The organism is Mesorhizobium sp. ISC25, from assembly GCF_042295465.1.
Classification (GTDB): Bacteria; Pseudomonadota; Alphaproteobacteria; order Rhizobiales; family Rhizobiaceae; genus Mesorhizobium.
In genome coordinates this window covers 6430399-6446148 of sequence record NZ_CP135441.1, presented here as the reverse complement: position 1 = coordinate 6446148, position 15750 = coordinate 6430399, and the positions used below count along the sequence as shown (strand labels likewise).

Here is a 15750-nt window from a genome sequence, read left to right as displayed (position 1 = left end):
GCGCCATCATACACCCAGCACTTCATGCAGCAGCGTCATGCGATCCGGCAGTTCGCCGACCGGAAAGCCCGCCACGACCTTGCCGTGCTCCATCAGGTAGAAACGGTCGGTGACGCGGCTGGCAAAGCGGAAATTCTGCTCGACCAGCAGGATCGTCATGCCGCGCTTTTTCATCGTCGCCAGCAGATCGCCAATGCGCTGCACGATGACCGGAGCCAGGCCCTCGGTCGGCTCATCGAGAAGCAGCATTTTCACGCCGGTCCGCAGCATGCGCGCAATCGCCAGCATCTGCTGTTCGCCGCCCGACAGCCTGGTTCCGGGGCTGTTGCGGCGCTCCTTCAGATTGGGGAAGAGATCGAATATTTCCTCCACGCTCATGCCGCCCTCGGCGACGATCGGCGGCAGGACCAAATTCTCGTCCACGGTCAATGTTGCGAAGATGCCGCGTTCCTCCGGCACCAGGCCAATGCCTTGATGCGCCGTCCGGTGCAATGGCAGGCGCATCAGATCCTTGCCGTCGAAAAAAATCTGGCCGGTCCGCTGGCGGATCAGCCCGATAATGGCGCGCAATGTCGTGGTCTTGCCGACGCCGTTGCGGCCCAGCAACGTCACCGTTTCACCTGGAAAGACCTCCAGATCGACGCCGTGCAGCGCATGGCTCTCGCCATACCAGGCGTTGAGGCCGCGGACTGCGAGAAGCGGCGCGGCGTCACTCATCGGCGGTGCCCATATAGGCGATCCTCACCTGCTCGTCGCGGCTGACCGAGGCGTAGTCGCCGGCGGCAAGGATTTCGCCGCGCTGCATGACGGTTATCCAGTCGCAAAGATCGGCTACAACAGTCAGATTGTGCTCGACCATCAGCACCGCGCGCTCCTTGGCGACCGAGCGGATGATGTCGGAAACCGTGCGCACATCCTCATGCCCCATGCCGGCCATCGGCTCGTCGAGCAGCAGCACTTTCGGGTCGAGCGCCAGCGTCGTGGCGATCTCGAGCACGCGTTTCCTGCCATAGGAGAGATCGGCGGCGGGCCTGTTCTTGGCATCGTCGAGGCCGACCGATCGCAAAAGCTCCTCGGCGCGCGGCGTCAACCGGTCGAGGGCCGCCAGCGAGCGCCAGAACTGAACGCTGAGCCCGCCCGGCCGCTGCAGCGCAACGCGCACATTATCGAGCACGCTGAGATGCGGAAACACCGCCGATATCTGGAACGAGCGCACCAGGCCCATCCGCGCGACCTTGGCCGGCGAGGTGCGGGTGATGTCGTGGCCGAGCAGTTCGATCCTGCCGCTGGTCGGCGGCAGGAACTTGGTGAGCAGGTTGAAGACGGTGGTCTTGCCGGCACCGTTAGGTCCGATCAGTGCGTGGATGTTGCCGTGGTAGAGGTCGAGATCGACATTCCTGACCGCGACGAAACCGGCGAAGTCGCGCCGCAAACCGCGGGCGGAAAGCACCACCCGCGGCTCACTCGGTTCGGGCGGTTCCATCGGTCCGCCAATCACTCGCCAGCCGTGGGACAGCCGCTCTCCTTGGGGCTCAGGAACGCCTCGTTACCGGGGATCGTGGCGAGCGGTTTGTAATAGTCCCACTCCTTGGTGCTCTCGCTCGGCGACTTGACCTGATAAAGATACATGTCGTGAACCATGTTGCCGTCGGCCTGCACTTTGCCGTTTGCCGTAAAGACGTCGTTCACTGGCATCGCATGCAATTCCTTGGCGACCGCCTCGGTTCCATCGGTGCCGGCTTTGTCGATCGCCTTCAAATACTGGGTCACCGCTGAATAGGTGGCGGCCTGGATCATGTTCGGCATGCGGTTGGTGCGCTTGAAGAACCGCTGGGCGAAATCGCGGCTCTTGTCATCGCGATCCCAGTAGAAACCTTCGGTCAGCACCACGCCTTGCGCCGCTTCGAGGCCGAGCCCATGCACCTCGGCCAGCGTGAACAGAAGTGCTGCAAGACGTTGGCCGCCCTGCACGATGCCGAATTCGGCCGCTTGCTTGATCGAGTTAGAGGTGTCGAGGCCGGCATTCGCCAGGCCGATGACCTTGGCACCCGACGATTGCGCCTGCAGCAGGAAGGATGAATAATCGGTCGAGCCGAGCGGGTAGCGCACCTCGCCAACCACCTTGCCGCCATGGCTCTCGACGAACTTTGCGGTCTGCTCCTTCAGCGAATAGCCGAATGCATAATCGACGGTGACGAAGAACCAGCTGTCGCCGCCTTGCTGGACGAGAGCACCACCGGTCCCCACTGCCTGCGAATGCGTGTCGTAGGCCCAGTGGAAGCCATAGGGCGAGCACTGTTTGCCGGTAAGCTCGGTGGTCGCGGCGCCGGTGACGATGTCGATTTTCTTCTTTTCCTTGGAAATCCCCTGGACGGCGAGCGCCACCGAGGAGGTTGTCAGTTCCATGATGGAATCGACCTGTTCGGTGTCATACCACTGCCGCGCAATGTTGGAGGCGATGTCCGGCTTGTTCTGGTGGTCGGCGCTGACGATCTCGACCGGCGCACCTTGCACCTTGCCACCGAAATCCTCGACCGCCATCTTGGCGGCCTCGACCGACCACTTGCCGCCGAAATCGGCATAGACGCCCGACTGGTCGTTGAGAATGCCGATCTTGACCTTGCCGTCGGAAATCTCGGCGGCTGCGGCAGGCATCGCAGTCGCTGCAAGAAGCGCGGCCGAGACCAGGTACGATATCTTCATTGGTGACTTCCTCCCTTATGATCGACAACCGAGCAACATATCGGCGGCTGCCTGCTGCGGCACGGAAGAGTGGCCTCCCACATTCCATCCTCTCCGGCGCAAAATCACGCAGCGCTCTACGGCCGCTTATGCCCGTCCCTCAAATCGTAGCATCGCTCGGCAACGCGAGAACAGTTACTTTAGTATTAGGCATTTGCGATGCCGGCCGCGCACCGCCGAAGCGCAACATAGCGTCGGATCGTGCGCCGTCCAGATCGGCCTCTATTCTCGCCGAAGCAACGATTACGGCTGAACGGTCCTGATCCGATATCGCTGACCGAGAATTCCCATCGTCAACCCTCGGCTGGATGATGACATGCAACCAGGCGGCCATCGCCGATGCTTTGAAGAAGCGGACGCTCGCTGCGGCAGAGGGAGGTGGCGGCTGGGCAGCGGGTGTGGAACCGGCACCCCGAGGGTGGGTTCATCGGGCTGGGCAGGTCACCCTTGAGCACCAGCCGCCCGCGCCGCACCCGGTCGATGCTGGGTACCGGCACGGCGGAACGCAGCGCTGCGGTGTAATGATGTCTGGGCGCCGCAAAGACCTCGTCGGTCGGCCCGCTCTCCACGATCGATCCCAGATACATGACCGCCACACGGCTCGAGATCTGGCGCACCACGGAAAGGTCGTGGGCGATGAACACATAGGTCAGGTTGAACTCCTCGCGCAGGTCGGCGAGCAGATTGACGATCTGCGCCTGGATCGACACGTCGAGCGCCGAGACCGGCTCGTCTGCCACGATCAGCCGTGGCCGCAGCGCCAGCGCGCGGGCGATGCCGATACGCTGGCGCTGGCCGCCGGAGAATTCGTGCGGGTAGCGCGATGCGTGCTGGGGCGACAAGTCGACCCGGCGCAGGAGCTCGGCCACGCGGTCCGCCATTTCCGATGCCGAGAGGCGTTCATGGATGCGGAATGGATCGGCCAGCAGATCGCCGACCCGCCGGCGCGGATTGAGCGAAGCGCTGGGATCCTGAAAGACCATCTGCATCTGCCGCCGCAACGGACGAAGCTGGCGCTGGGAAGCGTCGCTGATGTCGCGGCCCTCGAATTCCAGCGACCCCGAGCTGATTTCGGTCAGACGCACCAGACACCGGCCAAGCGTGGATTTGCCGCAACCGGACTCGCCGACGATGCCGAGGGTCTCCCCGGGCCAGATGTCGAGCGACACCGTATCGACCGCATGCACGGTCCGGCGCTGCGCCGGGAAGATCGAGCGGCCGACGCTATAGCGCTTCGACAGGTCGCCGGCACGAAGCAGCGGACGTTCGCGTGGCATGGCATTCATCGTTGCATCTCCACCACGCCGCCAGGCCTCTGGGCAGCGAATTGCCTGCGCGTAGGCTCCGGCAACAGGCAGGCGGCGCGATGGCTCCCGCCTTGCATGATCGGCAGCTCAGCCAGGCAGGCGTCGTGGCGAAAGGCGCAACGGGGGCCGAAGGCGCAGCCTTTCGGCAGGTTGGAGAGCGAGGGCGGAACCCCCGGGATGGCGGCGAGCCGGGCTGGACGTGGTCCCTCCATCGGCGGGATCGAGCCGAACAAGCCCCATGTGTAGGGATGCAGCGGCGCCCGAAACACGCTGCTCTTGCCGCCCTCCTCGACAAAGCGTCCGCCATACATCACCAGTACCCGATCCGCGACTTCGGCGACGACGCCAAGATCGTGCGTGACCAGGATCACGGCGGAACCGAACTGGTCGCGCAATCGTCCGATCAGTTCGAGGATCTGCGCCTGCACCGTAACATCGAGGGCTGTAGTCGGTTCATCCGCGACGAGCAGCGCCGGGTTGCACGAGAGTGCCATGGCAATCACCGCGCGCTGGCGCATGCCGCCAGAAAGCTGGTGCGGGTAGCTGTCGACGACCCGATCCGGATTTGCGATGCCGACCGCATCCAGCAATTGCACGGCCCTCGCCCGTGCCGCTTTCGCCGACACTTTTTCATGCGCGCGCACCTGCTCGGCGATCTGGTTGCCGATCGTATGCACCGGGGTGAGCGCCGACATCGGATCCTGGAAGATCATCGCGATCTGGCGGCCGCGAATGGCATCGAGCGCACGCCGCTTGAGTCCGATCAGTTCCTGTCCCATGAAACGGATGGAACCGGAGACGATAGCGTTGGGGCTGTCGATCAGCCCCATAATGGCGAGCAAGGTCTGGCTTTTGCCCGAACCGGACTCGCCAACCACACCGACGATCTCGCGCTGCTCGACGGAGAACGAAACACCTCCCACCGCGCGCACCAGGCCCTCGTCGCTGCGGAAGGAGACGGTGAGGTCCTTGACCACCAGAAGAGGAGCATCAGCCGACATTGCGCGCTCTCGGGTCGATGAAGACGAAGACCACGTCGACGACGAAGTTTGCCATCACCACGAAGAAGGCGGCGTAGATCACCGTGGCCAGGATCATCGGCAGATCGAGCGTCTGCAGCGCCTCGTACGTGAGTTTTCCGACGCCCTGCAGTCCGAAGACCACTTCGGTCAGCAGCGCGCCGCCACCGACCAGGGCACCAAAATCGAGGCCGAACATGGTAACAAATGCGACCAGCGAGGTCCTGAGGCCATGGTGCAGCAGCACCCGGCGTTCGCCGATCCCCTTGGCCCGGGCCGTGCGGATGAAATCCTCCTGCATCATCTCGATCAGGCTTGCCCGCAGCACCCGGCCATAGAGGCCGACATAAAGGGTTGCCAGCGTGAACCACGGAATGACGAGCGCCTTGAACCAGCCCCAGGGGTTCTCGGTCAGGGGGATGTAGCCGAGCGGAGGAACCCAGGAAAACAGCCAGCTGTCGTGCCAGCGGCTTTGTGTCAGCAGGTTGGCGACCTCGCCCAGCCAGAAGACCGGGATCGACACGCCTATCAAGCTCAGGATCATCAGCGCCCGATCCACGAATGTACTGCGCGTTGCGCCTGCGATCACCCCGACGATCAATCCGCCGAGCACCCACAGCACTGCCGCGCCACCGACCAGCGACAGCGTTACGGGAATGGCGCTTATCACGGTCGGAATGACGCGTTGCCCGCGATTGACGAAGGAGGTGAGATCGCGGCTGACGAAAAGCCGGTTCATCATCAGCCCATATTGCACCGGCAATGGCCGGTCGAGACCGAAATCGTGGCGCACCTGCATCAACGTCTCTTGCGAAGCATTGCGGCCGGCAATGCGCGCCGATGGATCGGCGCCGGGCGTCGCAAAGAAGATCAGGAAAGCGACGACACTGATGCCGAACATGACCAGCACCATCTGGCCAAGCCGGAAGCCGAGCGCGGCAACCACTAGACGCCCCTCGGCGAGGATTTCGGATCGAGCGCGTCGCGCACGCCGTCGCCCAGAATGTTGAGGGCCAGCACCGTGATCACAATGGCTAACCCCGGCGCCAGTGCCACGACCGGCCGCGAATAGAGCAGGCCCTGGCCGTCCTGGATGATCGTGCCCCAGCTGGCATCCGGCGGCTGCACGCCGATCGACAGGAACGACAGCGAGGATTCGGTCATCATGTTGAGCGCAAGAATCAACGGCACGAAAACGATGATGCGGGTCACGACATTGGGCATGATGTCGCGCAAAAGGATGCGCCAGGGCGACGCGCCTAGGCCGATCGCAGCGGTGACGAATTCGGCATGCATCAAGGTCAGGACATGGCCGCGGATCGGCCGCGCCACATAGGGCACATAGACGATGCCGATGATGAAGACCGGTAGCCACAGGCTGCCGGAGCGGATTTCGAATGGACCGATCTGGATGCTCTGCGCAATCAGCACGATCGACAACGAAATCGCCAACAGGAAAATCGGAAAGGCCCAGAGCACGTCGAGAATGCGCGACAGGCCGATGTCGACGATGCCGCCGAAGAAGCCGGAAACGACCCCCAGAAACGTCGCGAGGACAAGGCACAGCAGGGCTGCAGCACCCGAGATCAACAGCGAATCCCGTCCGCCGTAAAGCAGCCGCGCCGCGACGTCACGGCCCTGGTTGTCGGCACCGAGCACATAGGGGCCGATGCGCCAGGTCGGCCCGATCGGCGTCATGCCGAGGCCAAGGCCTTCGGTGGAGGGCTGCAGCACCGGCTGGGTCACCCCATCGACGACGATCTCACCATTGAGATTGGTCACAAATGGATCGGTGCCGGAGACGTATCGCGCATAAAGCGGCGCCGCGAGCGAGGCGATCACGATGACGACGAGCACGGCGAAGGCAGATATTGCCGAACGATCGCCTTTCAGCTTGCGCCAAGCGGTGCGCCACGGACCATCGGTGGCCCGGCGAACCGGGATGGCGGGCTGGTCCGCAATGACATTGACCATGAACAGGATTGCCTAGGAAAAATCGCGGCCTCGAAGATGCGCTGATCCGCCGGAAAAGGAAATGCGACGGAGAGCCAGCGGCACTCCGTCGCATTGGCTCCGGTCGGCTATTCCACCCAGGACTGGCTGACGATCCAGTAGAATTGCGGGCTGAAGGTGAAGTTCTTCAGCCTGGAAGAGATCACATCGACGCGCTTTGGCGTGAACAGGACAGCGACCGGAGCCTTGTCCGTCACGGCCTTGTCGATGGCGGTCCAGAGTGTCGCGCCCTTGGCCGGATCGGCGATGGTGGCTGCCTCTGCCTCGTCCATCGATGCGTCGATCGACTTGTCGCAGAACCCCGAAATATTGACCGAGGCGTCGGAGCCCGGCGTAAACGAGGCACAGCTGAACAAGACCTGCAGGAAATTCGATGGCGCCGGATAATCCTGGAACCATTGCGAGATCGAAATCTGCACCTTGTTATTGGTGTTCTGGATGTAGGTGAACTGTATGTTCTGCGAGATCGGCTTGACCGACGTCTTGTAGCCAAGCTGGTTGAGCACATCCTGCAGGTAGACGCCGATCGCCTTGGAGACCGTGGTGTCCTCGGTGATGATCGTCACCTCCTGACCTGCGGTTCCCGATTCAGCGACCAATTGCTTGGCCTTGTCCATATCCGGCGCGGACCACTTCTCACCCGGATTGGCGGTGAACGGGCAATATGCTGCGAATGACGGGAAGCCCGGCGGCAGGATCTGACAGGCCGGCTGCGCCAGATTGCTGCCGCCGAACAGCTTGACGATCGCGGCGCGGTCGATGGCGAAGTTCACCGCTTGGCGAACGCGGATGTCGTTGAACGGCGCCAGATTGGTGTTCATCGGCGCATACCACATCGCCGTCAGCGGGTGAACTGTGACCTGCTTGGCATATTTGGTGCCGAGTTCGGCGAGACGGTCGGACGGCGGCGGATCGAACATCCAGTCCGCCTGGCCATTCTCGACCGCCGTCACCGCCGCCTCGTCGGTAAGGCCGAATTCATAGTCGATCTCGTCCGGATATCCGGCCGGCTGCGCTTCCTTGCTCCACTCCTTGAAATGAGGGTTGCGCACAATCTTCATCAGCTTGTTGGGGTCGTAGCTGGCGATCATATAGGGTCCGGTGCCCGGAATCGGATCGGTGCCGGCGTCCTTGAGCGGCGCGCTCGCCGGCAGGATCGACGCATGTGGAACCGCAAGCTTTTGCAGGAACTCGGCGTCTGGCTGGACCAGGTTGAACGTAATGGTTCCGGCCGCATCGTCAACCGACAGGCCGCCGTCGAGGGTGCATGTCGCGGGCGCCTTCAAGCACCCATCCGCACCAACGATGCCTTTGTAGAAGGTCCCGGCCGTCGGCCCGCTGATCTTGAAGATGCGCTGGAACGAAGCGACCACATCTTTCGTGGTGACGTCCGAGCCATCCGCGAATTTGATGCCCTTGCGCAGCTTGAAGACATAGGTCTTGCCGCCGTTCTCGACCTGCGGGAGGCTCTCCGCCAGGTCCGCGACGACCTCGAAGCCCGTCTTGTCCCCGGTCTTCTTGTAGGTCACCAGGCCATCGTAGAGGACATAATTGATCTGGAAATACTGCAGCGTGTAATTGATGTGCGGATCGGCGGTGCCTGCCGCGGCATTGGCCAGCAGTCGGAGTGTGCCGCCTGGCTTGCCCTCGGTGGCCAAGGCACTGCTTGCCGGCGACATCATGGTCACGCCGAGCAGAGCCAGCCCGGGTATCAATGCTGCAAATGCTTTTTGGGGTCGCATATTTGTTCCCTCATGGAGGCGTGTCGGCTTTTGCCGCGCTGAACCCGGTCGATCGACCATTGCGCGGCTGAAAACAGTCTGGGTTGCGAACGGCGTCCGCTACTTGGCCCAATCGCAAAAGACTACGGCGAGCGAAGCCGGACGGGATAGCTATTAAGATAGATAGGGTCGGACAGGCTTATCCCGCCTATTTGTTGAGCAGCCGGCCGACATGGCTATTTGACAAGCAATCATCAGCGGGTAAGCTTGCCCGATGCAAAGCCTTCCAGGCGATCTAGAGAGCCGGTTCCGAACTGGAATGAGCATCGACGCTGCCATGGCGGTGGCAACGGAGGTGCTGGAGCCCATCGGTTTCACCGCATTCATCTACGACTATACGCCCGTGCCGGTCAGTCACAAGGGCGAGCTTATCACGCCGTCGTTGATGGCTCTGCGCAACGTGCCGCGCGACATGCAGGATCTCTGGTGCAAGGGCGGATATTATCAGCTTGACCCGGTGCAGGAGGCCGCGCTCACCGTATCGAGACCGTTTCTGTGGTCGCACAGCGGCGTTCAGAGCACCGTCATGCAGCGCGTGCTTCAGTCCAAGCACGATCCTGTGGTCAGCTATTTGCTTGATACCAGGATGACCTGCGGCGTCACCGTACCCATTCGCCTTGCCGGCGGCGATCTCGCCACCTTCACCGCGATCCGTGCCGATCCGGAGGCCGGGTTCGAGCTCGAAGCCAGACCCTTCATCGCCGAGATCGGCGATCTGGGTCATCTGCTCCATGACTCCGTCTACGCCGGTTTCGACACCGGAATCCGCACCTGCCAACATGTCCATCTGACGTCGCGCGAACGCCAGTGCCTGCGCCTGGCCGCTGCCGGACTGACGGCCAAGCAGGTCGCGCGTGAGATTGGCCGCGCGGTACCGACCGCAACGCTGCACCTCAACGCGGCGACGCGAAAGCTTGGCGCGCGCAACCGCTTCCATGCCATCGCGCTCGCCGCCCATTACCGGTTGCTCGAACCGGAGCATTGAGGCTCGCGACCTGCGGGCGATCGGCCTTGCCTCGGGCAAGCCCATAACCGGCGAACCTATAAATAGTGCTAGCTGTAAATGCGCCAGGCCGCTTAGTACCGTCGGCCGCAAACAAGGCTTGGGAGGGGTGCACCAAAGTGGCTCCTGCCGCGCCATGATGCGGAGCTTGGACTGTGACGGCACATGCGACCACGGAGGGATTTAGCGGCTATAAGGGTTATCGAACCTGGTACCGGGTGACCGGCAATCTCACCTCCGGCAAGCTGCCCCTGATCGTCGCTCATGGTGGACCGGGCTGCACGCACGACTATGTGGACTCATTCAAGGAGCTTGCCGGAACCGGGCGAGCCGTCATCCACTACGATCAGATCGGTAATGGCAAATCGACCCATCTGCCGGACAAGGGCGGCGACTTCTGGACCGTCGATTTCTTCCTTGGCGAACTCGATGCGCTGCTCACCCATCTCGGCATTGCCGGCCGTTACGCCCTGCTTGGCCAGTCCTGGGGCGGCATACTCTCGGCGGAGCATGCCGTGCGCCGCCCTGAGGGGCTCAAGGCGTTGATCCTGGCCAATTCGCTGGCCTCGATGGCGCTGTGGGTGGAAGGGGCCCAGCAATTGCGCGCCGAGTTGCCAGCCGATGTTCAAAATGCGCTCGACCGGCATGAAGCGGCGGGAACCACCAATCACCCCGAATATGTTACGGCGACGAAGGCTTTCTACGACCGCCATGTCTGTCGCGTCGTTCCGATGCCGCCGGAGGTCGCCCGGACATTTGCGGCAATCGAGGAAGATCCGACCGTCTATCACACCATGAACGGTCCCAATGAGTTCCACGTCATCGGCACGATGCGGAACTGGACCATCGTCGACCGCCTGCATCGGATCGAGGCGCCGACCCTGGTTTTTCGCGGCTTCTACGACGAAGCGACCGAGGCCTGTGTCCAGCCCTTTCTCGATCGTATTCCGCACGTCGACGGCCTGGTCTTCCCGAATTCCAGCCACATGCCGCATGTCGAGGAAAAGCACGACTGCCTCGCCGCCGTTGGTCGCTTCCTGGCCAAATACGATTGACATTCCAGCAACACGCCCTTCAGCCTGCGGTGGCCGAAGACGAGTGACAGTCCGCTCTCGGCAAGGTCGGCGAGCAACTCCTCGTTGCCGCCGCCGGTGCCATGACGATGCCGTCGATGCGGCGCTCCAGCACCGGGTCGATCTCGCGCGCTTCGCGTGCCGTGTTTCTCGTCGGTATTGAACAGCAGAATATTATAGCGCTCGGCGCGCTGGTGGGCCGCGTCCTCCACTCCGCATACGAACTCGGCGAAAAAGGGGGTGGTGACGTCCGAAATCGGCGCGGCGATGGTGCCGGTCTGGGCGGCGCGCAGGCTGCGCGCTGTGCCATCCGGCCGATATCTCAGCGCGCTGAGCTGTCTTGAGCTTCTTTTGGGTCCCGACGCTCAGGGCGCGCGAACCGTTGACGACAGGCGAGACCAGCGCGGTCGACGCCGAGTGCGAAGGAATTCGGTGCCTGCAGGTATGGAACGTGTCCCCCCAAATTTCGCCAAGCACGTTGCAACCGAAACCATTAGCGGCCGTTAAAGTTCGGGTGGTTTAGCGGGAGGCTTTGATGCAGACGTATCTCGTCGAGCGTATGGACGGCGACGATGTGATCTCGGTGCGCGTCGTCAACGCGCCGAGTCCGTTCAGAGCTGCGGCCATGGTGACCGATGGACATATTACCTTCCGAAAATGGGAAAAGGACTGGATCCGTGTGACTGACGAAAATCGGGGACAGATCTATGCATATTGTTTCGTCCCCGGCAGCTATTCCGACACCGAAGCGTCGCCGGTATCGCCCGGGACAAACACAGAATAGGCAATATGCTGAATAATGCCTGAATAGCGGCAAATTCCGTCTTCGATCCCACCTTGGTCTTCGATCCCGCCTTGGCATGTGTGCAACAGGTGTTGCCAACTTGGCACAAACGCCAATGCTCGCTGCGTCATGCGCACCACAGCACCCAGCGAGCCCGGAATGCTTGGCTCGGCCGGCGGCTTGCGAAACAGGCGAAGTGACTAACCAAGCGTCCTTGAGGGAAGATCAGGGCATCATCAGAATGATCGATGAAAAGATTGGGGCGGGGGGCGATAAGTGACCCTAATCTTAGCGTGGGCAACTCATGTCTTCGGCATATTTGGGATCAGAAATCGCGGATCAGGATCTAGCGGTGGATTGTCAGACAGCGACCTCCAATAGTTGGTCAAGTGTCTCACAATACGCACTGGATCAGGGTGGTCCCGCACTGCGCCCATTTCAAAGATTGGGCGCCGATTTTACCAACATTGCCGCCTTCGAGCACCTGAGAAGTATCGTCCGCCAGTACCCCGACAAGCTTGCAATCAGCGACGGCGCCAATCGTCTGACCTATTCCCAGCTTCTCCGGTCAGTTGAGACGCTGTCCTACCAGATCGCGGCGGCCGTCCCAGACGGACAGGCGATAGGTATTCTTCAGGCCAACTCGGCCTGGTATCCCATCGCCATGCTGGCAAGCATGACGGCTGGACGGCCTTCGGTGCCACTGAACGCGCGAGATCCTAGCTCGCGGATTCTTGAAATCGTGGCCGGGGCGCGGCTCTCAGCTGTCCTGGGCGAGGGGAATGTCCGACCCGACGGTCTGCCTCACCGGGTCAGTTGGATCGATGTGTCGACCAGTGCGGCCTCGCAGGCTGGGCAAGTGCCTCAGTCTTATTCCATATCTGTCGATGCGCCCGCCATCGTGCTTTATACGTCAGGAAGCACGGGCCGGCCCAAAGGCATCGTTAACAGCCAGCGCAGCTTGCTGTGCCGGGTCCAGCAATATGTCGATGCATGCCACATCAACTCGGATGATGTTTTCCTGCCATTGACAGGACCCGCCACAATCGCCGGGTGCCGGGAAATTCTTGCAGCCCTTCTCACCGGCGCCACCTTGCATCTGGTCGAAGTCGAAGCGGTCGGCTTGCGCGCCGTTCAACGCCTGGTGCGTTCCGAAGGCGTGACAATCACCTATCTGGTGCCGGCGCTGCTTCGCGCGCTCATGGCAGACGGACCTGCTGAAGCGTTCCATTCACTTAGAGTCGCCCGGATCGGTGGCGAGAAGGTGCCCTGGACCGACATCGCCCTGCTGCGCAAGGCCGTCTCCGATACGTGCCTCATCCAGATCGGTTACTCGTCAACCGAGACCACCGGCGCGCAATGGTTCCTGCCGCGAGACTGGCCGGAGCATGGAGATTCGGTTCCAGTTGGCTGGCTGCTGCCTGGAATCACCTTCGCAATTGTCGACGAAACGGGCCGCCGCGTTCAACCGAGCCGCAGAGGAGAGCTTCTGATCAGGAGCCCGTATGTCTTGCTTGGCCATTGGGAGGACGGGGCGGTTGTCCCGGCAGCATCAGACCCGGACGATCCAGGCCTTCGGATTTTCGCGACAGGTGACCTCGTTCGACTTGATAATCAAGGCCTACTGCACATCGTCGGTCGCAAGGGGCGCCAGGTAAAGATCAATGGTCGACGCGTCGAGCCAGCCGAACTCGAACGGGTGCTGCGTTGCGCACCCTCTGTTGCGGATGCTGTGGCAATCGTGGCTGCGGCGAATGAGCTTGTCGCCTTTGTTGTTCCTCGGGGCTCGGTCGAAGCGACCTTTTCGGACGAGCTTCGCCAGCTTGTAAGGACCAATCTGCCGCCGCCGCTGCGTCCCTTGCGGTTGCACACGATCGCCGAGATTCCGCGTCTGCCGAGCGGCAAAGTCGACATCACGACACTTGCAGAGATGGATCTTTCAGCCAGAGAGACAGCAGCGACCGCGCGTCCGCTCGAGCCGCGAGGCAAGCTGACGGCGCAGCAGGTCGTCCAGCGGGCGTGGACCAGCATTCTCAATACGCGCGTGGCGGCAGGGCGCTGGGATGACGCCGGAGGAGATTCGCTGAAGCTGCTGCACTGCGTCATGGAAATCGAAAGCGTCATCGGGCAGGAACTCGGTCTTGAGGCCTTCACCGTCGGGATGAGCCTGGACGAAATGGTCAAGGCGGTCGTATCTGCCCAGGCAGGCGATCAAAGCGCGCGCGCCGAGAGGCACAACCCTCCCATTCTTTTTCTGTTCCCGGGATCCGTCGGCTATGGCCCGAGCCTTGCTGCCTTTGCAGCAGCGATGGGCAAGGTCACCCGCGTTGCCCCCATCAGGTATCCGGCTCTGGCTCTGATACTGCGCGGACAAAACAGCCTCGCCGACATGGCCGATGCCGCGGTCGAGCAGATCCGCCGCGCTCAACCGTCGGGCCATGTACGACTTCTCGGCCATTCGCTCGGTGGCGCTGTTGCTTTCGAAGTTGCGGCGCGGCTGCTGGCCGCGGGGCGAACCGTAAAGTTCCTCGGCATCCTCGACACCAGCCTCGTCGGCGAGCGAAGCGCCTACTTGGAGACGTTTACGCGCACATTCAATCGAATCCGGACCAACCGCGTATCCGCTTACCGGATGGCTTGCCGCGCCCTCGCGAAAGTCGCCGTGAAAATGCGGCGAGAGGCGCAACTGGTCCAGCTTCTCGATCGCTACGCCCAGGGACAGTTCAATGCGACGAGCTTTAGAACCAAACTGGAACTGCAGGAGGTTTTGCGGGCGCGGGCCTTCTTCCAATGGCTGACGGAGCCGAAGCCGGCGCTGCCGATCACCGGCACCCTGTTTCGCTGTGCTCGACCCGGAATGACTCTGGCCATCGGCTGGGATCGCGTTTTCGCCCATCTGGATGTGATTCCGATCGTCGGCACCCACATCGATCTGGTCATAGAGCCTCACCTCGCCACCAACCGTCCCCTTATCGAGAAAGCGGTGGCGCAGACCTATTCGCCAACCGAGTCTCGCAAACTGGAGTACAAGCCATCGACCTGATCTCAACATTCGGCAAGGACGCGCTGGTGCTGGACGCTGGCGCGGAAGTCGATCGCATCGTCCAGATCTTGCGCCAGCAGGTCTTTGGCACGCTGCGACGTCGAGGGGTGGTTGTCGGCCTCTCAGGCGGCATCGACAGCTCAGTCGTCGCGGCGTTGTGTGTTCGCGCCTTTGGGAAAGACAAGGTCCTCGGGATATTCATGCCGGAGCGCCATTCCTCCGGCGACTCGCTAAGGCTCGGCCGCACTGTTGCCGCACAACTTGGTATCGATACGATCCTGGAGGAGATAACGCCGGCCCTTGAAGCGATCGGCGCCTATAGACGGCAGACCGAAGCAATCCAGACTGTCGTTCCAGAATATGGGGACGGCTGGAAATGCAAGCTGGTGCTCGCCTCGGTTCTCGAGAGCAACGGTCTCAACATCACGCGCCTCACGGTTCAGGACCCTGAAGGCAAGACCGACACGGTGCGTCTGCCGTCGGCCGCCTACCTGCAGATCGTCGCTGCAACCAATTACAAGCAGCGCCTGCGCAAGATGACCGAATACTACCATGCCGACCGCCTCAACTACGCGGTAGCGGGCACGCCGAACCGCCTGGAGTACGACCAGGGCTTCTTCGTCAAGCAGGGCGACGGAATTGCCGACCTGATGCCAATCGTTCACCTCTACAAGACCCAGGTCTACCAGTTGGCCGAATATCTTGGGGTGGAGGAAGAGGTCCGGCGCAGACCGCCCACCACGGACACCTTCTCGCTGGCGCAGAGTCAGGAGGAGTTCTACTTCGCGCTTCCATATTATCTGATGGATCTGTGCCTCTACGGCTTGAACCACGGGATCGCCAACGAAGACGTCGCTGAGGCCACCGGCCTGACCGTGGTGCAGGTTCAGAAGGTTTTCAAGGATATCGACAGCAAGCGGCGCGCCGCCCGTTATCTTCACGCGCGGCCGCTGGTGTCCTCTTCAATGGGCGAGGGCTAGTTCAA

At 62.1% G+C, this 15750-nt stretch carries 14 protein-coding genes; 6 read left to right on the top strand and 8 right to left on the bottom strand.

Annotation, left to right across the window (positions count from 1 at the left end; all coding sequences use genetic code 11):
- Positions 1-6: 6 nt before the first annotated feature.
- From RQ479_RS31740 to RQ479_RS31705, 8 genes are all read right to left on the bottom strand, one after another.
- Positions 7-717 carry an ABC transporter ATP-binding protein gene (locus RQ479_RS31740; RefSeq protein WP_352661984.1) on the bottom strand — a complete coding sequence of 237 codons (711 nt, stop codon included), beginning with the start codon at positions 715-717 and terminating at the stop codon, positions 7-9.
- Positions 710-1483, bottom strand: coding sequence for an ABC transporter ATP-binding protein (locus tag RQ479_RS31735; RefSeq protein ID WP_376703620.1), 774 nt, complete (start codon positions 1481-1483; stop codon positions 710-712). Before RQ479_RS31735 ends, RQ479_RS31740 begins: the two co-directional genes overlap by 8 nt.
- 11 nt (positions 1484-1494) lie before the next feature.
- Positions 1495-2703: an ABC transporter substrate-binding protein gene (locus RQ479_RS31730; RefSeq protein ID WP_376703619.1), complete on the bottom strand. Its 1209-nt coding sequence runs from the start codon at positions 2701-2703 to the stop codon at positions 1495-1497.
- Positions 2704-3035: 332 nt separating this feature from the next.
- The gene (locus RQ479_RS31725) at positions 3036-4028 is read right to left on the bottom strand and encodes an ABC transporter ATP-binding protein (protein WP_376703618.1); all 993 of its coding nucleotides are present in this window, start codon (positions 4026-4028) and stop codon (positions 3036-3038) included.
- Positions 4025-5050, bottom strand: coding sequence for an ABC transporter ATP-binding protein (locus tag RQ479_RS31720; RefSeq protein ID WP_376703617.1), 1026 nt, complete (start codon positions 5048-5050; stop codon positions 4025-4027). The genes RQ479_RS31725 and RQ479_RS31720 overlap by 4 nt, the downstream gene beginning before the upstream one ends.
- Positions 5040-6014 (bottom strand): ABC transporter permease, encoded by a 975-nt coding sequence (locus RQ479_RS31715; RefSeq protein ID WP_376703616.1) that lies wholly within the window; start codon positions 6012-6014, stop codon positions 5040-5042. The genes RQ479_RS31720 and RQ479_RS31715 overlap by 11 nt, the downstream gene beginning before the upstream one ends.
- Positions 6014-7042, bottom strand: a complete 1029-nt coding sequence (locus tag RQ479_RS31710) for an ABC transporter permease (protein ID WP_376703615.1) — start codon at positions 7040-7042, stop codon at positions 6014-6016. Before RQ479_RS31710 ends, RQ479_RS31715 begins: the two co-directional genes overlap by 1 nt.
- A gap of 107 nt (positions 7043-7149) precedes the next feature.
- Positions 7150-8823 (bottom strand): ABC transporter substrate-binding protein, encoded by a 1674-nt coding sequence (locus RQ479_RS31705; protein WP_376703614.1) that lies wholly within the window; start codon positions 8821-8823, stop codon positions 7150-7152.
- Positions 8824-9121: 298 nt separating this feature from the next.
- Between RQ479_RS31705 and RQ479_RS31700 the strand changes: the two genes are divergently transcribed.
- The 6 genes from RQ479_RS31700 (at position 9122) to nadE (ending at position 15745) form a co-directional block, all read left to right on the top strand.
- Complete coding sequence (locus tag RQ479_RS31700) at positions 9122-9847, top strand: LuxR family transcriptional regulator (protein ID WP_376703613.1); 726 nt, start codon at positions 9122-9124, stop codon at positions 9845-9847.
- A gap of 173 nt (positions 9848-10020) precedes the next feature.
- Positions 10021-10920 carry a proline iminopeptidase-family hydrolase gene (locus RQ479_RS31695; RefSeq protein ID WP_376703612.1) on the top strand — a complete coding sequence of 300 codons (900 nt, stop codon included), beginning with the start codon at positions 10021-10023 and terminating at the stop codon, positions 10918-10920.
- A gap of 101 nt (positions 10921-11021) precedes the next feature.
- On the top strand, positions 11022-11282 hold the full coding sequence (locus RQ479_RS31690) for a hypothetical protein (RefSeq protein WP_376703611.1): 261 nt from the start codon (positions 11022-11024) through the stop codon (positions 11280-11282).
- 191 nt (positions 11283-11473) lie between these two features.
- Positions 11474-11722, top strand: a complete 249-nt coding sequence (locus tag RQ479_RS31685; RefSeq protein WP_352467105.1) for a hypothetical protein — start codon at positions 11474-11476, stop codon at positions 11720-11722.
- Positions 11723-12026: 304 nt separating this feature from the next.
- Positions 12027-14765, top strand: a complete 2739-nt coding sequence (locus RQ479_RS31680; RefSeq protein ID WP_376703610.1) for an AMP-binding protein — start codon at positions 12027-12029, stop codon at positions 14763-14765.
- A 26-nt stretch (positions 14766-14791) separates the two neighbouring features.
- Positions 14792-15745 carry an NAD(+) synthase gene (nadE, locus tag RQ479_RS31675; RefSeq protein WP_376703609.1) on the top strand — a complete coding sequence of 318 codons (954 nt, stop codon included), beginning with the start codon at positions 14792-14794 and terminating at the stop codon, positions 15743-15745.
- Positions 15746-15750: the final 5 nt, after the last annotated feature.